Source organism: Cupriavidus sp. MP-37, from assembly GCF_020618415.1.
GTDB lineage: Bacteria > Pseudomonadota > Gammaproteobacteria > Burkholderiales > Burkholderiaceae > Cupriavidus.
The window spans coordinates 2,379,475-2,397,915 of the sequence record NZ_CP085345.1 but is presented as its reverse complement, the minus strand read 5'-3'; the positions used below and the strand labels follow the sequence as shown (position 1 = coordinate 2,397,915).

Genomic DNA, 18,441 nt, shown 5'->3' with positions numbered 1-18,441 from the left:
GCTTTCCGGCCATGCTTGAGCTCACCAACGCCCGCCTGTGTTCCCCCTCTCCCGCAGGCGGGAGAGGGGAGCAAACCCGCAGCCTGCTCAATCCGCTTGTCGGACCCTCACCGACACCCGAACCAGCCCTCACCGCCTCCACGTCCTGCGCAGCGCCGCAGTATGATGCCCAGGTCTCCCTCCGCGGGAGCATCGCGGCCATGCCCCGGCCGCAGTGCATCAGGAGGCACGCTTGGACCCGATCCGGCCGCTCCCATCCGAACCCGCCCGCCCCGGCGACCTGATCGTCGCCCGGCCGGAAGGCCTCTATTGCCCGTCCGGCGACTTCTACATCGATCCGTGGCGCCCGGTCGAACGCGCCGTCATCACCCACGCCCATTCCGATCACGCGCGCTTCGGGCATGCGCACTACCTGTGCGCCGCGCCCGGCCGCGGCGTGCTGCTGGCGCGGCTGCCCGGGATCCACCTGAACACGCTGCGCTACGGCGAACGCATCACGCACCATGGCGTCACGCTGAGCCTGCATCCGGCCGGACACGTGCTCGGTTCCGCGCAGGTAAGGCTGGAGCACGGCGGGCAAGTCTGGGTGGCCTCGGGCGACTACAAGCTGGAAGCCGACGGCACTTGCGACCCGTTCGAGCCGGTGCGCTGCGACACCTTCATCACCGAAAGCACGTTCGGCCTGCCGGTCTACCGCTGGCCGCCGCAGGCAACGCTGATGGCCGAGATCTTCGACTGGTGGCAGGCCAATGCCCGCGCCGGGCGCGCCAGCGTCGTCTACGCCTATACCTTCGGCAAGGCCCAGCGCATCCTGCACGGCGTGCTGCGGCATGCCGGCGCCGATGGCATGCCGGGGCCGGTGATCGTGCACGGCGCGCTGACGCAGCTCAACGCCGCCTACGCCGAGGCCGGCGTGGCGCTGCCGCCGATGGCGCTGGTCTCCGAGCTGCCCGCGCGCAGCCCGCTGCTGCGCCAGGCGCTGGTGGTGGCGCCGCCGTCGGCGCAGCGTTCGCCGTGGCTGCGGCGTTTCGGCGATGCCTCGGACGCCTTCGCCAGCGGCTGGATGCAGCTGCGCGGCACGCGCCGCCGGCGCGGCGTCGACCGCGGCTTTGCGCTGTCCGACCATGCCGACTGGCCGGGGCTGCTGCAGGCAGTCGGCGCCACCGGCGCGGGCCGCATCATCGTGACCCACGGCAACGTGCCGGTGATGGTGCGCTATCTGAACGAACGCGGCTGGCAGGCACAGGCCTTCGACACCGAATACGGCGACGACGACGAAGCCGCGCGTCCGGACGCGCCGGCGTCCGCCGATGCGGGCGAGGAACAGGGCGCGACATGAAGGCCTTCGCCGACCTCTACGCCGCGCTGGACGGCACCACGTCGACCAAGGCCCGGCTGGCCGCGCTGGTCGATTACCTGCGTGCCGCGCCGCCCGGGGATGCCGCCTGGGCCGTCTATTTCCTGGCGGGCGGCAAGCCGCGCCAGATCGTGCCGGTGTCGCTGCTGCGCGACCTTGCGCGGCAGGCCGCGGACCTGCCCGACTGGCTGTTCGAAGAGAGCTACCAGGCCGTCGGCGATCTCGCCGAAACCATCGCGCTGCTGCTGCCGGACCCGCAGGACGCCGACCACGCCGGCCTGGCCGAATGGGTCGAGCAGCGCCTGCTGCCGCTGCGCGGTCTGGCGCCGGAAACGCTGCTGCCGCGCCTCGACGCGCTGTGGCGCCCGCTCGACGCGCACGGCCGGCTGGTGCTGTTCAAGCTGATCACCGGCGCCTTCCGCGTGGGCGTGTCGCGCCTGCTGGTCACGCGCGCGCTGGGCGAGGTGGCCGGCATCGATCCCAAGCGCGTGGCCGAGCGCATGGTCGGCTACACCGACCTGTCGGCGCGGCCCGACGCGGCGCGCTTCCTGGCCCTGCTGGCGCCCGAGGACGAAGACGACCGCGCCCTGCGCGCCGGCGGCCAGCCGTATCCGTTCTTCCTGGCCCACCCGCTGCAGGCACCGGTAGAACAATTCGACACCGTGCTGGGCGCACCCGGCGCGTGGCTGGTCGAGTGGAAATGGGACGGCATCCGCGCGCAGCTGGTGCGGCGCGGCGGCCAGACCTGGCTGTGGTCGCGCGGCGAGGAACTGATCACCGAGCGCTTCCCGGAACTGCAGCAGGCCGCCGCGCCGCTGCCGGACGGTACCGTGCTCGATGGCGAGATCGTGATCTGGCAGCAGGGCCGCGTGCAGCCGTTCGCGCTGCTGCAGCAGCGCATCGGCCGCAAGACGCTGAGCGCGAGGCTGCTGCGCGACGCGCCGGCGATCCTGATGGCCTATGACGTGCTCGAGTGGCAGGGCGAGGACTGGCGTACCCGCCCGCAGGCCGAGCGCCGCGCGCGGCTGGAACAGGTGGTCGCCGCGCACGTCCACCCGGCCCTGGAACTGAGCCCGCTGGTGGCAGCCGACGACTGGCCGCACTATGCCCGCCTGCGCGACGCCTCGCGCGAACTCGGGGTCGAGGGCTTCATGCTGAAGGCGGCCGGCGCGGCCTACGGCGCGGGCCGCACCAAGGACGTCGGGGTCTGGTGGAAGTGGAAGATCGACCCGTACTCGGTCGATGCCGTGCTGGTCTACGCGCAGCGCGGGCACGGCCGCCGTGCCAGCCTCTATACCGATTTCACCTTTGCGGTCTGGAACGCGCCTGCGGGTACGCCAGGCCGCGCGCTGGTGCCGTTCGCCAAGGCGTATTCGGGCCTGACCGACGCCGAGATGCGCGCGGTCGACGCCATCATCCGCCGCACCACGGTGGAGAAGTTCGGCCCCGTGCGCAGCGTGGAACCGACCCAGGTATTCGAGCTGGGCTTCGAAGGCATTGCCCGCAGCGGCCGCCACAAGAGCGGCATCGCGGTGCGCTTTCCGCGCATGCTGCGCTGGCGCACCGACAAGCCGATCGACGAGGCCGACACGCTGGCCACGCTCGAAGCCATGCTGCCGGCTGCGGGCACGCCGCGGGAGGATGCGGCATGACCCCGCCGCGCGCTGCGCGCGTGCCGGCGGCTGCCGCCGTCGATCCGGCCACGCCCCCCACGCCCGCCCCGCATCCGCTGACCGTGGCCCAGGGCATGCAGGCGCTGTTCGACGCGCGCGGCTGGCAGCCCTTCGCCTTCCAGCGCGAAGCCTGGACCGCGATCGCGCGCGGCCAGAGCGGACTGCTGCATGCCACCACCGGCACCGGCAAGACTTATGCGGCGTGGCTCGGCGCGTTGATGGCATTTGCCACACCGCGCGCGGCCCCTGCGCACGACAAGCCGGCGCCGCCGCTGACCGTGCTGTGGCTGACGCCGATGCGGGCGCTGGCGGCCGACACCACGCGCGCGCTGCAGGCGCCGCTGGCCGAGCTCGAGCTCGACTGGACCGTCGCCCTGCGCACCGGCGACACCGGCAGCGCCGAGCGCGCCGCGCAACAGCGGCGCTTGCCGACCGCACTGGTGACCACCCCCGAAAGCCTGACGCTGATGCTGACGCGCGCCGATGCGCACGAGACCCTGCGGCGCGTGCGCATGGTGGTGGTCGACGAATGGCATGAACTGCTCGGCAACAAGCGCGGCGTGCAGGTGCAGCTGGCGCTGGCACGGCTGCGCCAATGGCAGCCCGCGCTGATGGTGTGGGGGCTGTCGGCCACGCTCGGCAACCTGGCGCACGCGGCCGAGGTGCTGCTGAGCGGCGTCCCCGGCGAGCGCCGCGTGCTGGTGCACGGCCATACCCCGAAACAGCTGGTGATCGACACCCTGCTGCCCGACAATGCCAGCCGCTTCCCGTTTGCCGGCCACCTGGGCCTGTCGATGCTGCCGCACGTGGTGGAAGAACTGGCGCACGGCGGCACCACGCTGGTGTTCCTCAATACCCGCTCGCAGGCCGAGCTGTGGTACCAGGCGCTGCTGGATGCGCGGCCGGAATGGGCGGGCGAGATCGCCCTGCACCACGGCTCGCTCGACCGCGCGGTGCGCGAATGGGTCGAGCTGAACCTGAAGAACGGCGCGCTGCGGGCGGTGGTCTGCACCTCCAGCCTGGATCTTGGCGTCGACTTCCTGCCGGTGGAGCGCGTGCTGCAGGTGGGCTCGCCCAAGGGCGTGGCGCGCCTGCTGCAGCGCGCCGGGCGCTCCGGCCATGCACCTGGACGTGCCTCGCGCGTGACGGTGGTGCCCACGCACAGCCTGGAACTGGTCGAAGCCGTGGCCGCGCGGCACGCGGTGCAGGCCGGGCGGATCGAGGCGCGCGAGTCGCCCGACAAGCCGCTCGACGTGCTGGTGCAGCACCTGGTGACGGTGGCGCTGGGCGGCGGCTTCCGGGCGGAAGCGCTGCTGGCCGAGGTGCGCTCAGCGTGGGCCTACCGCGGCCTGACCGACGACGAATGGCAGTGGTGCCTGGATTTCGTGCGCCAGGGCGGCGCCACGCTGTCGGCCTACCCGGATTTCCGCCGCGCCGTGCCCGACGACGACGGCGTCTGGCGCGTGCCGGACGCGGGGCTGGCACGGCGCCACCGCATGAGCGTGGGCACCATCGTCAGCGACGCCACCATGCAGGTGCGCTACTGGAGCCGCGCGGGCACCGGCGGCGCCTCGCTGGGCTCGGTGGAAGAGGGCTTTATCGCGCGGCTCGCGCCCGGCGACTGCTTCCTGTTCGGCGGCCGGCTGCTGGAGCTGGTACGCGTGCAGGAGATGACCGCCTTCGTGCGCCGCGCCAGCGGAAGGCGCCCGGTGGTGCCGCGCTGGAACGGCGGCAAGATGCCGATGTCGACCGAGTTGGCCGAGGCCGTGATCGACACGCTCGCCGCCGCGGCGGCGGGGCAGCTGGATCCGCGCAGCACGCCCGAGCTGCCGCTGATCCAGCCGCTGGTGGACCTGCAGGCGCAGTGGTCGGCCCTGCCCTCGCGCCATACCCTGCTGGCCGAGTCGCTGCACTCGCGCGAGGGCTGGCACCTGTTCCTCTATCCGTTCGCCGGGCGCTCGGTCCATCTCGGCCTCGGCAGCCTGTTGGCATGGCGGCTGGGGCAGCAGGTGCCGGCCACGTTCTCGGTGGCGGTCAATGACTACGGACTGGAACTGCTGGCCTCGGCTCCGGTGGACTGGGCCCGCTGGCTACCGCAGGTGTTGGCCGACGAGCGCCGGCGCGACCTTGCCGCCGACGTGCTGGGCAGCCTGAACGCTGGCGAACTGTCGTTGCGGCGCTTTCGCGAGATTGCCCGCGTCGCCGGGCTGATCTTCCAGGGCTACCCCGGCGCGCCCAAGAGCGCGCGCCAGCTGCAGGCGTCGTCCAGCCTGTTCTATGAGGTCTTCCGCAAGCACGATCCCGGCAACCTGCTGCTGGGCCAGGCCGAACGCGAAGTGCTGATGCAGGAGCTGGACGCGCACCGGCTCGCCGCGACGCTGGAGCGGCTGTCCGCGCTGAAGCTGGACCTGCACGCGCTGAAGCGGCCCACGCCGCTGTCGTTCCCGCTGGTGGTGGAGTTCCTGCGCGAGAAGCTCAGCACCGAGAAACTGGCCGACCGCATCGCGCGAATGCTGGCCGACCTGGAGCTGGCGGCCGGGCCGGAGCCCGGCGAAGCCGCGGGCATGCCGGCCGAGGCAGTGGCCGAGGCCGCGCGCTTTGGCATGGCCGACCATGCCGGCCCGCCCGGCCGCAGCGCGCGCCGCCCGCGGCGCCAACGCAAGCCGTCGAGGCCGTTGCCGCTGCTATGAACGTCGATGCCCGCACCTTGCAGGACGGCGGCGCGCTAGCCGTGTCCGCAGCCGGCGAAACCCTGTGGCTGCTGCCCGAGCATGCGCTGTGGTGGCCGGCGGCCGGCATGCTGATGGTGGCGGACGTCCACTTCGGCAAGGCCGCGGCCTTCCGCGCGCTGGGGCAGCCGGTGCCGCACGGCACCACCGGCGACAACCTGGCGCTGCTGACCCGGCTGGTGCGGCAGCTGCCGGTCGATGAACTGGTGTTCCTGGGCGACTTCCTGCACGCGCGCGCGTCGCGCACGCCATCGGTGCTGCAGGCGCTGTACGACTGGCGCCACGCATTGCCTGCAGCTCTACGCTGCACGCTGGTACGCGGCAACCATGACGCGCGCGCCGGCGACCCGCCCGCGTCAATGGAGATCGCCGTCGTGTCCGAGCCCGCGGTGGCGGGCCCGTTCGCGCTCTGCCATATGCCTGGCACCTCGCCGCTGGGCTATGTGCTGGCGGGCCATCTGCACCCGGCCTGCCGCCTGCGCGGCAGCGGCGCCGACAGCCTGCGCCTGCCCTGCTTCCTGTTCGGGCCGCGCGGTGCCATCCTGCCGGCGTTCGGCGCCTTCACCGGCCATGCCACGGTGCGGCCGCAGGCCGACGAGCGCGCCTATGTGGTCGGCGGCGGCAGGGTCTGGCCGGTGGGCCCGGCGCGTCAGAACAGCGTATAGCCGCCGTCGATGACGAAGGTATCGCCGGTGTGGTAGGCCGAGACCGGGCTCATCAGGTAGACCGCGATGCCGGCGAAGTCGCTGCCCTCGCCCCAGCGGCGCATCGGCACGCGCTTGTGCACCATCTCCTGGAAGGCATCGTTGCCTTGCGCCGCGCTGGTCATCTCGGTCTTGATCCAGCCCGGCAGGATCGAATGCGCGCGGATGCCCTTGCGCGCGTATTCGACGGCAAGCCCCCGCATCATCGAAATCACGCCGCCCTTGGTGGCGGCGTAGTGTTCGGCGCGCGGCGCCCCTTCGATGGCGGCGACCGACGCCGTGCTGCACAGCACGCCGCCCTCGCCCTGCGCCAGCATTTGCCGCACCGCCGCGCGCAGCGTGAAGAACGCCCCGTCCAGGTTGACGCGCAGGATCCGGCGCCAGGCTTCGGTCTCGAGCTGGTCAAACGGTGCCTTGCTGCCGCTGCCGACGCCGGCGTTGGCAAAGCAGCCATCGATGCGGCCGAGCGCCGCCACCGTGCGCGCCATCGCGGCATCGACCGCCTGCTCGTCGCCCACATCGCAAAGCTCGGTATGTACCTTGCGCCCATGCCCGGCAAGCCGGTCCGCGGCGGCGGCGTTCTTGTCCGCGTTGGTGCCCCAGATCGCGATATCGGCACCGGCGGCGGCCAGCCCTTCGGCCATGCCCAGGCCGATCCCGCCATTACCGCCGGTCACCAGTGCCACCTTGCCGGTCAGGTCGAACGGATGCTTGCTCATGTCTGTCTCCTCGGATGGTTTGTCGCTGTCTTGGCCAGACATTGTCGGCATGACAGGCGCAAAAGCTCGTCGTCGGATCAGATGAAATTGCTCGGCGGGAAGGAAACAGAGAAGCGGGCGTGGCGTTGCCACGCCGCACTGCAGCAAGTGCTTTGCGCCGGCTCGCTGCGCGAGGGGGGTCAGCGCAAGCCGAAGAAGCTGAGTACCGCAAGGATGATGACGACGGCCCCAACAAGCCAGACGATGTTCATGACAGCTCTCCTTGTCCGAAAGATCCCGGCGCGGCCGCAAACCGAACCGTCGCCTCGTGGCGGGTGGATGGTCGACCCGGTCACATGACTTTCGGGCCAGCGATATACCCATCGCCGCAAGGAGCTCCCGCAACATTCGTGCCTTCGGATGCCAGTGCCTTGGGCGGCGTATCGGTGGCCGCTCCTCGCCTCGGCACCGGCTGTACCCGGCACGAATCCACGGATTACAAAGACAGCCAGGGTCTTAATTACAAACGCATGACATGGAACCCTGCGGCATGGGCGCAAGCTGTGGCGATGCCTCGGCGAGCGGCGTGGCGCCACGCCTGAGCAACTCGCCCGGCGTATAGCCGAAATGCCGCTTGAAGCGCCGTCCGAAGTGGGACTGGTCGGCAAACCCCACCAGCGTGGCCACCAGCGCCAGCGGATAGTCCCCCGAGCGGATCATTTCGCGGGCGCGCAACAGGCGCACGCGCTCGACATACGCCATCGGCGTCTCGCCCACGCTGCGCTTGAACATGCGCGCGAAATGAAAGCGGCTGACGTTGGCCAGATCCGCCAGGGCTTGCAGCGTCACCACTTCCGGAGTCCCGTGGATATAGTCCAGGACCCGGCCGAGGGCATGCGCCTGCAGCCCGCCGGTCATCGGCGCTGCCCCCGGGTCGCCGACATTGAAACGATGCACGAGATGCGCGGACAGCGCGCAGGACAGGGATTCGGCAATCAGCAACTGCGCCGGATGCGCGACTGTCTGGAGTTCGCGCGCCAGCGTGAAGATCAGAGTCTCGGCAAAGGTGTCACGCACACCGAAGCAATTGCGCAGCCGCTGCGCGGCGCGCGGCAGGCGGATGGTGGCGTCGGCGGCTTCGGCCAGCAAGGTTTGCGGAACCCTCGCAATGGCGATCGAGCCCGGCCGGTCCCAGCTCCAGCAAGACTCGACCTGCCGCGGATGCAGGCTGAGGTTGCCGGGAAAGACGTTGCTGCGATGCACCTGGCCCAGCCGCCGCTGCTCGAGCTTGGCGTGTCCGGCAAGCCGCATCGCCAGCATGTCATGGTCCAGCTCCGGCGACGACACCGATCCGCCCGAGCGCCAGTGATGGATTTGCACGGTGATGCCAGCCCACGGCCGCCCGCTGCTGCTGACATCGGGACGAACCGGCAGCTCCGCCTCGATAACGCCATGTCTGGTCGACGATCGCATAGGCACCTACCCGCAAGGCCCGGGATAGCAACGGAAATAGCAGCGGAAATAGCAGCGTCGCGGCCAGGGCCAAGTGCCCGCGCGCATGGAAGCATAAGAAGTTATCGGCGCGAAGTAAACCGGCCCGCACACGCGGACACGGCCATGCCCGCTCACCGCGCGGCGGCGCAAGAATCGTCCACCGCAGCGCAACGGCGTTCTATTTCGGCGCGGTCCGTGGCGGTAGCGTGTCGACGACGGCTCCCCGGTCCGTCGCCACGTACCCTTCGCACGCAGCGGCGCCAAGGCGCGCCGGCCCGCGGCAACTTGCCGAATGCGCCCGCGCCTGCCGCGGCGGCGTAGCGAACCGGGTGCAAGCCTGCAGAGCCCTCCGTCCCCAACCGCTCAGATTCGCTGAGCCCTGCAAAGAGGAATGTCAACCATGTCAACTCCTGTTCGTCCCAATGCCAGCCAGGCACAGTCCGGCGATGCCGGCGGCTTGCCCCGCATGCCGCTGCGCATCACCATCAACGGCACGCCACATCGGCTCGACATCGATCCACGCGAATCCCTGCTGGACGTCCTGCGCGAGCGCCTGGACCTGACGGGTACGAAGAAGGGCTGCAACCAGGGCGCATGCGGCGCCTGCACGGTGCTGGTGGACGGGCGCCGGATCAACAGTTGCCTGACCCTGGCCGCCTTGTGCGACGACGCGCAGGTGCGAACGATCGAAGGCCTGTCGGCGCCCGACGGCACGTTGCACCCGCTGCAGGCCGCGTTCATCGCACACGACGGCTTCCAGTGCGGGTTCTGCACTGCGGGACAGATCATGTCCGGTATCGCTTGCCTTGACGAAGGCCATGCAGGCTGCGCCGACGAGGTGCGCTTCTGGATGAGCGGCAATATCTGCCGTTGCGGGGCGTATGCGGGAATCGTTGCCGCGATTGCCGAACTCGGCGAAAGGAAGCTGCCATGATGCCCTTCACCCTGCAAAAGGCCGGCTCGGAAGCCGAAGCGCTGGCCGCGGCCGCTGCCGGCGCGCGTTTCGTCGCCGGCGGCACCACGCTGGTGGACCTGATGCGCGAGCACGTCGAACAACCCCAGCGGCTGGTGGACATCAACGCGCTGCCGCTGAACCACATCCGCGCGGAAGGCGACGCGCTGGTCATCGGCGCGCTTGCGCGCATGGCCGACGTGGCCGCGCATGCAGACGTACGACGGCTCCACCCGGTCATCGCCGAATCACTGATCGAAGGCGCCTCGCCGCAACTGCGCAACATGGCCAGCATTGGCGGCAACCTGCTCCAGCGCGTGCGCTGTCCATACTTCCGCATGCTTGACGCGGCCTGCAACAAGCGCGCCCCGGCCAGTGGCTGCGCGGCCGTCGATGGCCTGCACGCCGGCCACGCCATCCTGGGCACGAGCGCGCATTGCAGCGCCACGCACCCTTCCGACCTTGCGGTCGCGCTGGTGGCACTGGACGCGGTGGTCCATGTGCGGGGCCCGAACGGCTCGCGCGCCTTTCCCGTGGAAGACCTGTACCGGCTTCCCGGAACCACGCCGCATCTGGAGCACACCCTTGCGCCCGGCGAACTTATCGTCGAGGTCAGGGTGCCCGCGCTGGCTTATGCACGCTCGGCGCGCTACCTGAAGGTGCGCGACCGGGCCTCATATGAGTTTGCGCTGGTATCGGCCGCGGCGGCCCTCGACGTCAGTGACGGCGTGGTCCGCGCCGCCCGTCTTGCCTGCGGCGGCGTCGGCACGCGGCCATGGCGCATGCGCGCGGCAGAGCTGGCGCTGCAGGGCAAGCCGCCGACGCGCGCGAGCTTCGCGGCGGCGGCCTTGACCACCGTGGCCGACGCCACGGCGCTGCCCGGCAACCGGTACAAGGTGGCGCTGCTGCAACGCACGGTGGTACGGGCCCTCGAACTGGCAGGAGAATGCGAATGAACACCAACCATATCGGCCAGCCGCACGCCCGCGTCGATGGCCGCGCCAAAGTGACCGGCGGCGCGCGCTATGCCGCCGACTTCAACCAGCCCGGACAGGCCTACGCGGTGATCGTCGGGGCATCGATCGGACTGGGGCGCCTGGTGGCGCTCGACACCACGGCCGCGCAGCGCGTTCACGGCGTGCTGGCGGTCCTGACCCACGAGAACATGCCAACACTGGCCTACGCGCCGCACAAGGGCTTTATCGACCCGCAGCATGGCGAGCGCCTGCACGTGCTGCAGGACGATCGCGTGCGCTTCTACGGCCAGCCGGTTGCCGTGGTCGTGGCACAGACCCTGGACCAGGCCGAACACGCAGCCAGCCTGCTGCAGATCCGCTATACCGCCGAAACACCGGTGTGCGATCCGCTCGACCCGCGCGCCGAAGCCGTGGTGCCCGAGGCCGGACGCGAGCCGGGTCCACACGCGGCGGACCGGGTCCGCGGCGACCCCGACGCCGCGCTCGCCGCCGCGCCGGTCAGCATCGACGCGCACTACGATGCCGCCCGCGAGAACCACGTGCCGATCGAACCGAACGCGACGGTTGCCGCCTGGGAAGGCGAACAGCTGACGCTGTGGAGCAAGAGCCAGTTCGTGGTCAACGAGCAGGCCGAGATTGCAGCGGTCCTGGGCATCCCGGCCGCCAACATCCGTGTCATCTGTCCGTTCATCGGCGGCGCGTTCGGCACCAGCCTGCGCACCTGGCCCCACGTCACGCTCGCGGCCGTGGCCGCGCGCGTGGTCGGCAGGCCGGTCAAGCTTGCGCTGTCGCGGCGGCAGACCTTTCATCTGGCGGGGCATCGGCCGCGCACGACCCAGCGCGTGGCGCTGTCGTCGACGCGCGACGGACGGCTGACCGCCATCGTCCATGAAGGCACTGGGGAGACCAGCCGGTACGAGCAGTTCGCCGAGGCGCTGACTTCGGTCACGCCCTTCCTCTATAGCTGCCCCAACGTGCGCACCCGCTACCGGCTGGTGCCGCTGGACATCAGCACCCCCACCTATATGCGCGGGCCGGGCGAGGCCACCGGCATCTTTGCGCTGGAATGCGCGATGGACGAGCTGGCGCACGCGCTCGGGATGGATCCGCTCGAGCTGCGCCGGCGCAATGAGCCCGGGCTCGACGAAGGGATGCAGCTGCCGTTCTCGAGCCGCTCCATGCTGGCCTGCTACGAACGCGGCGCCGATGCGTTCGGCTGGTCGCGCCGCACGCTCGCGCCCGGCTCCATGCGCGACGGCCGCCTGCGCATCGGCTGGGGCATGGCATGCGCCAGCTACCCGGTGTTCCATGGCCAGGCCAGCGCGCGGGTGCGGCTGCTTGCCGACGGCACGGCCGAAGTCGAGGCCGCCGCCAGCGACATGGGGCCGGGCACCTATACCTCGATCACGCAGATCGCCGCGCAAACGCTGGCGCTGCCGCTGGAGCGCGTGCGCTTCAGCCTGGGCAACTCTGACTTCCCGCCCACCCCGCCGCATGGGGGCTCGATGACGCTGGCATCGGTGGGCTCGGCGGTGCGCGCCGCCTGCATCGCGGCGCTGGACCAGCGCCGCGACGCAGGACACGGCGGCGGCATCATCGAGGCCAGCGCCACCGCAGGGCCGGATGCGGCGGTGCGCGGCCGGTTCTCCATGCACGCCTTCGGCGCGGTGTTTGTCGAAGTCGCGATCGACCCCGACGTGGGCACCATCCGGATCCGGCGCGTGGTCGGCGCCTATGGCGCGGGCCGCATCGTCAATCCGCGACTGGCCGCCAGCCAGTGCACCGGCGGCATGGTCGGCGGCATCGGCATGGCGCTGATGGAGCGAACCGCGCTGGATCCGCGCGACGGCCGCCCGGTGAATGCGCACATGGCGGACTACCTGGTGCCCGTCAACCTGGATATCCAGGGGCTCGAGGCGCATTTCGTCGACGAGGTCGATCCCCATGTCAATGCGCTGGGCGTCAAGGGACTCGGTGAAATCGCGCTGGTGGGGGTGGCGCCCGCCGTGGCCAACGCCGTGTTCCATGCCACCGGAAAGCGCGTGCGGGAACTGCCGATCCGCATCGAGCACCTGGTGGAACACTAACGCCGCGCCGCCGGCGTGGCCAGGACTGGCGCTATGATGGCCGCATTCCCAACCATTGGTTGCCAGTCATGGACAAGACCCGGGTCCTCACCCTCTTCCTCGGCGTGGTGCGCGCCGGCAGCTTCCGGCGCGCCGCGGTCGAGGCCGGGGTCACGCCGCAGGCAGCGAGCAAGGCGGTGCGCACGCTCGAGGCCCATCTGGGCGTGCGCCTGCTGCACCGGACCACGCGCAAGTTGAGCCTGACCGAGGAAGGCGCGCGCCTGTTCGAACTGACCGCCCCCGGCATGCGCCAGCTCGACGAGGCGCTCGAGCAGGTCCGAGCCAGCCGCGGCGACGACGACGGCCTGATCCGCCTGACCGCACCGCCGTCGCTAGGCAGCCGCGTGCTGGTGCCGCTGCTCAAGGGCTTCCGCGAACAGCATCCCGGCATCGCCTTCGACGTGGTGCTGAGCGACCACTTCACCGACCTGGTCGAAGCCAGGATCGACGTCGGCTTCCGCGTCGGCACCAGCCCCGGCCAGAACCTGGTGGCACGGCGCCTGTGCGATCTGCCGCTGGTGATCTGCGCCGCGCCGGGGTACCTGGCGCGGCACGGCGAGCCGGCCACGCCCGACGACCTGATGCGGCACCAGTGCACCGGCTTCCGCCGCCCCGCCACCGGCCGCATGGTGCCGTGGGAGCTGCAGGTGGACGGCAACCTCGTGTACCAGGAATTGCCGGCGGTGGCCAGCTTCAACGATGTGGAAACCGAGGTCGAGGCAGTGCGCGCCGGCATCGGCATCGGCCAGCTGCCCGCCTACATGGTCCATGCCGACCTGGTCAGCGGCCGGCTCAAGGCAATCCTGACCGGATACGGCAGCAGCCAGGTCGGGCTGTACATGTACTACCCGCATCGCAGCCAGATACCGGTGCGGGTGCGGCGCTTCATCGACTTCGTGGTGGCGGCCGCGCGCGGCGCCGAGCATTCGTTATCGCGGCTGGCAGGCGTGGCCGACTGAGCGGTCCGTCACCGGCCGTGCCACGGCGCACGCTGCGGGCGCCGTTATCCCCGCATGCGCTGGCGCCCGGCAGCGGCCCGCGCAGGGCTTGATACCCCTTCCTGTCTCCTTCCCTTTCCCCCCGCGCCGTTCGGTTGACTTTTACTCAATCGAAAGCGCCCGAAATATCGTTTGTCGGGCGGCCCGCCTGCGACAACCATTACACCAGGCACAACCCGCAGGAGACAGCCATGTCAGACCAGCCCTATCCGCTCTGGAGCGCGGAACCCGTCCCCCATCTGCTTGCCTCGCGCGAGCGCGCCACCGGCGCATGGATCTTCCCGGCGCTGCCGGCCGACTCGCCGCTGGCCGACGGCCATGAGGTCGCCGCCATCACCGGCACGGGCACGCTCTACAGCTACACCGTGATCCACCCCGCGCCCAAGACCGGCCAGCCGCCCTACGCGCTCGGCTATGTCGATTTCGTCGGGCCGGTGCGCATCTTCGGCCGCCTGCTGGGCACGGCGCGCCCGCTCATCGGCGCGCGCTACACGCCGCGGCACGACGCCGAACTTGGCTATGTGTTCGAAGCCGTCACGGCCTGAACGATCGAGAAAAGGGAAAAGGTAAGCACCATGCAGGACATCTACATCCATGGCGGCGCGATGACGCCGTTCGGCCGCCATCCGGGCGTGCTGGCACCGGAACTGGCGCAGCAGGCCATCCTGAAGGCGCTGGCCGACGCCGACGTGCCGGCCGGCCGCATCCAGGCGGTCTACTGCGCCAACGTGCTGGGTGGCATGATCCTTGGCCAGCTGATCGTGCGCGACCTCGGGCTCAAGGGCATCCCGGTCTACAACGTCGAGAACGCCTGCGCCAGCGGCGCCACCGGCGTGCACCTGGCGCGGCACGCGCTGCTGGCCGGGCAATACGACACGGTGCTGGTGTTCGGCATCGAGCAGCTCACCGCGCTCGGCGGCGGCACCATCCCGCTGCAGCGCAACGACCACAAGACCGAGCTCTACGCCAGGTCCGGCATGGTGCTGCCCGCGGTCTATGCGATGCGCGGCACGCGCTTCCTGTACGAGCGCGACGCCAGGCCGGCCGACCTGGCCGAGGTTGCGGTCAAGAACCGCCACCACGGTTCGCTCAACCCGTACGCGCAGCAGCGCAACACCACCACGGTGGAAGAAGTGCTGGCCTCGCGCATGATCGCCGACCCGCTGACGCTGCTGCAATGCTGCCCGTCGCAGGTCGATGGCGCCGCCGCGCTGGTGCTCGGCACGCAGCGGCCGGCGCAGGCGCGGCCGGTCAAGGTGCTGTCGTCGGTGGTGGTGTCGGGCATGCGCGAGGAGGCCGACGACGACATCCTCGATGCCGAGATCACCGCGCGCGCCGCGCGCCAGGCCTATGCGCAGGCGGGCCTCGGGCCCCAGGACGTCGACGTGGTCGAGCTGCACGACGCCTTCACCATCGCCGAGCTGCTCTACTACGAAGCCCTCGGCCTGGCGCCGCGCGGCGATGCCGTGGCCCTGCTCAAGTCCGGCGCCACGCGCCTGGGCGGGCGCGTGCCGGTCAACCCCAGCGGCGGGCTGCTGGCCAAGGGGCATCCGCTGGGCGCCACCGGCGTGGCGCAGATGGTCGAGATCCTGTGGCAGCTGCAGGGCCGCGCCGGCGCCCGCCAGGTGGCGCAGGCCCGCATCGGCCTGACGCAATGCACCGGCGGCGGCATCGCGGGCGTGGACCACGCCGCCTCTTCCGTCCACCTGCTGGGAGTCTGAGATGCGCACACAAAACTTCGATTCCGCGCATGTGGCAGTGGTGACCGGTGCCGCGCGCGGCATCGGCCTGGGCATCGCCACGCAGCTGGCGCGCCAGGGCCTGGCAGTGGCCCTGCTCGACCGCGACGCGGCCGCGCTCGATGCCGCCGTCGGCGCGCTGGTTGCCGAGGGCTTCAATGCCTTCGGCGCCAGCGCCGACCTGACCGACTCGGCGGCGGTCAACGACGCCTTCGCGCAGGTGCTCGCACGCACTGGCCGCATCGACTACCTGGTCAACAACGCCGGCGCAGTGCGCGACATGCGCTTCCTGAAGATGAGCGACGAAGACTGGGACCTGGTCGTCGATACCAACCTGCGCTCGCAATTCCTGTGCTGTCGCGCGGCACTGCCGGGCATGGTCGAGCGCGGCTACGGCCGCGTGGTCAATATCTCGTCGCGCGCGTGGCTGGGCGGGTTCGGGCAGGCCAACTATGCCGCGGCCAAGGGCGGCGTGGTCAGCCTGACGCGCTCGCTGGCGATCGAGTTTGCGGCCAAGGGCATCACCGTCAACGCGGTGGCGCCCGGCATCGTCGATACCCCGCTGTTCCGCGGCTTTGCGCCGGACGTGCAGGCGCGCTTGCAGAAATCGGTGCCGGTGCAGCGCATCGGCACCGCCGACGATATCGCCAATGCGGTCAGCTTCTTCCTCGACCCGCGCGCATCGTATGTGACCGGGCAGGTGCTCTATGTCTGCGGCGGGCGCAGCCTGTCGTCGCCCAGCGTATAAGGAGGCGCCATGACTGTACGACGCCATCTCGAAGGCGCGGTCGCGGTGCTGACCATCGACCGGCCCGACGCGCTCAATGCGCTGGACGTGCCCACCCTGCGTGAACTGCGCGACCACCTGGCCGAAGTGCGCGACCGCGACGACCTCCGTGTGGCGGTGCTGACCGGCGCCGGCACGCGCGCCTTCTGCGCGGGCGCGGACCTGAAAGGCACGCGCCAGTCGCCAGCCAGCTACGCGCAGGCGCTGTTCCGCGCCACGGAGCCGGCCGCCGACCTCGGGCTCTATATCCGCCTGATGGACCTGGCCGGCCTGGACCTGTGCAAGCCGCTGATCGCCGCCGTCAACGGCCACTGCCTCGGCGCGGGCCTGGAGCTGGCGCTGCAATGCGATGTGCGGATCGCATCGGCACAGGCGAGCTTCGGCCTGCCCGAAGCGGCGGTCGGCTCGATCCCCGCGGTCTCGGGCCTGCACCGGCTGCTGAAGGCCGTGCCCGCGGCGCACGCGATGCAGATGGTGCTGACCGGCGAGCGGATCGATGCGGAACAGGCGGCCCGCATCGGGCTGGTCAGCGAGACGGTGGCGCCCCAGGTATTGCTCGACCGCGCGCTGGCGCTCGCCGCGCGGATCGCGGCCAATGCGCCGCTGGCGGTGCAGGCGGTCAAGCGGCTGTCGCGCCAGACCAGCCACCTTGGCGAAGCCGACGCGCAGCAGCTCACCGAACTCTACTGGGGCGTGCTGCGCGATACCGCCGACCGTATCGAGGGCCGACAGGCTTTCGCCGAGAAGCGCCAGCCGCGTTTCACCGGGCGTTGAGCGTTCGAAAACCCATCGAAAGGAGACAGACCATGACTGGCATGACCCGATACGCACGCATGGCGCTGGCTGCCATGCTGTCGGCCACTGCGCTGGGCGCGGCGGCGCAAGTGCCCTTCCCCGCGCAGAAGCCGATCACGCTGGTGGTGCCGTTCGCCCCCGGCGGTGGCAACGACACCCTGGCCCGGCTGATCGGGCCCAAAATGGGCAAGCTGCTGGGCCAGACCATCGTGATCGAGAACAAGCCCGGCGCCGGCGGCAACCTTGGCGCCGACTATGTCGCTCATGCGGCGCCGGACGGCTACACGCTGGTGATCGCATCCAGCCAAGTGACGATGAACCCGTTTCTCGGCACAAAGATTCCATTCAGCATCGAACGGGACTTCGAGCCGGTAGGGCGGATCGCGTCTGTGCCAATCATGCTGGTCGCCAACTCCGACCAGCCGTTCCGCACGCTGCAGGACTTTATCCAGTACACCCGCGCCAATCCCGGCAAGCTCAGCTACAGCAGCCCGGGCAACGGCACGCCGCAGCACCTGGCGGGTGAAGTCTTTGCCAAGCTCAATAAGACCGAACTGCTGCACGTACCCTATCGTGGCACCGGGCCATCGATCACCGACCTGATGGGCGGACAGGTGCAGATTTCCTTCGCCACCTTTGCCTCGGCAATCCAGTATGTGCGCGCCGGCAAGCTGCGCGCACTCGGCATCGCCGGCAAGAAACGCACCGCGCTGATGCCGGACCTGCCGACATTTGCGGAAGCCGGCGTGGCCGGCTATGACGCCGAACTCTGGTACAGCCTGCTGGCACCGGCGCACACGCCTAAGCCGGTGGTCGACAGGATCAATGCAGCGCTTGTGACCGCGCTGAAATCGCCTGACGTGGCGGAGCAGATGGGCAAGCAGGGCTTCGAGCCGCAGGCTTCATCGCCGGCCGAACTGAAGGCGTATATCGGCAAAGAGCTGGCGCGCTGGCAGCGCCTGATCCAGGACAACGGCATCAAGGTGGCGCTATGAACGCGCATCCCGCCACGGTACCGCCAACGGACAACCCGCTGCTGGACTACCTGGGCATTCGCCTGGCCAGTGTCGGCGACGGCCGCTGCACCTTCGAGCTCGAGCTCGAGCCGCGCCACCTGAACCGCCAGGGCAGCGTGCAGGGCGGCGTGACGGCCACCCTGCTCGACGCCGCCTGCGGTTACGCCGGGCTGCCCGTCGGCCCTGACGGCGCACTAGGCCACGCGGTCACGGTGATGCTGACGATCAGCTATCTCAGCAAGGCCAGCGCCGGGCGGCTGCGCGCGACGGCGCAGCTCACACGCGCCGGCAAGAGCCTGTACTTCGCCGCGGCGGAGCTGACCACCGATGCCGGCGTGCTGGTAGCCACCGCGCAAGGCACGTTCAAACGATCCCGCACCCTTCCGGAGGCATGAA

The 18,441-nt window shown here is 70.5% G+C and carries 16 protein-coding genes; 14 read left to right on the top strand and 2 right to left on the bottom strand.

The genetic code is table 11. The features are described 5' to 3' along the window. Positions 1-232 precede the first annotated feature (232 nt). From LIN44_RS27100 to pdeM, 4 genes are read left to right on the top strand one after another with little or no spacing between them, the layout of a single operon-like run. On the top strand, positions 233-1,339 hold the full coding sequence (locus LIN44_RS27100; RefSeq protein ID WP_227315310.1) for a ligase-associated DNA damage response exonuclease: 1,107 nt from the start codon (positions 233-235) through the stop codon (positions 1,337-1,339). Beyond that, entirely contained in the window at positions 1,336-3,009 is a 1,674-nt protein-coding gene (locus LIN44_RS27095; RefSeq protein ID WP_227315309.1) for an ATP-dependent DNA ligase, read from the top strand. Before LIN44_RS27100 ends, LIN44_RS27095 begins: the two co-directional genes overlap by 4 nt. Further along, the gene (locus LIN44_RS27090) at positions 3,006-5,720 is read left to right on the top strand and encodes a ligase-associated DNA damage response DEXH box helicase (protein ID WP_227315308.1); all 2,715 of its coding nucleotides are present in this window, start codon (positions 3,006-3,008) and stop codon (positions 5,718-5,720) included. The genes LIN44_RS27095 and LIN44_RS27090 overlap by 4 nt, the downstream gene beginning before the upstream one ends. After that, positions 5,717-6,424, top strand: a complete 708-nt coding sequence (gene pdeM / locus LIN44_RS27085; RefSeq protein ID WP_227315307.1) for a ligase-associated DNA damage response endonuclease PdeM — start codon at positions 5,717-5,719, stop codon at positions 6,422-6,424. Before LIN44_RS27090 ends, pdeM begins: the two co-directional genes overlap by 4 nt. Here the strand turns inward: pdeM and LIN44_RS27080 are convergent. Continuing rightward, on the bottom strand, positions 6,409-7,182 hold the full coding sequence (locus LIN44_RS27080) for an SDR family NAD(P)-dependent oxidoreductase (RefSeq protein ID WP_227315306.1): 774 nt from the start codon (positions 7,180-7,182) through the stop codon (positions 6,409-6,411). The two genes, pdeM and LIN44_RS27080, sit on opposite strands and share 16 nt — an antisense overlap. 495 nt (positions 7,183-7,677) lie before the next feature. Beyond that, positions 7,678-8,541, bottom strand: a complete 864-nt coding sequence (locus LIN44_RS27075) for a helix-turn-helix transcriptional regulator (RefSeq protein ID WP_227315305.1) — start codon at positions 8,539-8,541, stop codon at positions 7,678-7,680. A 580-nt stretch (positions 8,542-9,121) separates the two neighbouring features. Between LIN44_RS27075 and LIN44_RS27070 the strand changes: the two genes are divergently transcribed. From LIN44_RS27070 to LIN44_RS27025, 10 genes are all read left to right on the top strand, one after another. Continuing rightward, positions 9,122-9,589, top strand: coding sequence for a (2Fe-2S)-binding protein (locus LIN44_RS27070; RefSeq protein WP_370641705.1), 468 nt, complete (start codon positions 9,122-9,124; stop codon positions 9,587-9,589). Continuing rightward, positions 9,586-10,563 (top strand): xanthine dehydrogenase family protein subunit M, encoded by a 978-nt coding sequence (locus tag LIN44_RS27065; RefSeq protein ID WP_227315303.1) that lies wholly within the window; start codon positions 9,586-9,588, stop codon positions 10,561-10,563. The genes LIN44_RS27070 and LIN44_RS27065 overlap by 4 nt, the downstream gene beginning before the upstream one ends. After that, entirely contained in the window at positions 10,560-12,671 is a 2,112-nt protein-coding gene (locus LIN44_RS27060) for a xanthine dehydrogenase family protein molybdopterin-binding subunit (protein ID WP_227315302.1), read from the top strand. Before LIN44_RS27065 ends, LIN44_RS27060 begins: the two co-directional genes overlap by 4 nt. 68 nt (positions 12,672-12,739) lie before the next feature. Then, a complete protein-coding gene (locus tag LIN44_RS27055) occupies positions 12,740-13,669 on the top strand; it encodes a LysR family transcriptional regulator (RefSeq protein WP_227315301.1) in 930 nt (309 codons plus the stop codon). Positions 13,670-13,899: 230 nt separating this feature from the next. After that, complete coding sequence (locus LIN44_RS27050; protein ID WP_227315300.1) at positions 13,900-14,253, top strand: Zn-ribbon domain-containing OB-fold protein; 354 nt, start codon at positions 13,900-13,902, stop codon at positions 14,251-14,253. 30 nt (positions 14,254-14,283) lie between these two features. Then, positions 14,284-15,429 carry a thiolase family protein gene (locus LIN44_RS27045; RefSeq protein WP_227315299.1) on the top strand — a complete coding sequence of 382 codons (1,146 nt, stop codon included), beginning with the start codon at positions 14,284-14,286 and terminating at the stop codon, positions 15,427-15,429. Position 15,430: 1 nt separating this feature from the next. Beyond that, positions 15,431-16,195 (top strand): SDR family NAD(P)-dependent oxidoreductase, encoded by a 765-nt coding sequence (locus LIN44_RS27040; protein WP_062802803.1) that lies wholly within the window; start codon positions 15,431-15,433, stop codon positions 16,193-16,195. Positions 16,196-16,204: 9 nt separating this feature from the next. After that, on the top strand, positions 16,205-17,008 hold the full coding sequence (locus LIN44_RS27035) for an enoyl-CoA hydratase/isomerase family protein (RefSeq protein WP_227315298.1): 804 nt from the start codon (positions 16,205-16,207) through the stop codon (positions 17,006-17,008). A gap of 32 nt (positions 17,009-17,040) precedes the next feature. Beyond that, positions 17,041-18,024: a tripartite tricarboxylate transporter substrate binding protein gene (locus tag LIN44_RS27030; protein ID WP_227315297.1), complete on the top strand. Its 984-nt coding sequence runs from the start codon at positions 17,041-17,043 to the stop codon at positions 18,022-18,024. Then, the gene (locus tag LIN44_RS27025) at positions 18,021-18,440 is read left to right on the top strand and encodes a PaaI family thioesterase (protein ID WP_062802800.1); all 420 of its coding nucleotides are present in this window, start codon (positions 18,021-18,023) and stop codon (positions 18,438-18,440) included. The genes LIN44_RS27030 and LIN44_RS27025 overlap by 4 nt, the downstream gene beginning before the upstream one ends. Position 18,441 lies beyond the last annotated feature (1 nt).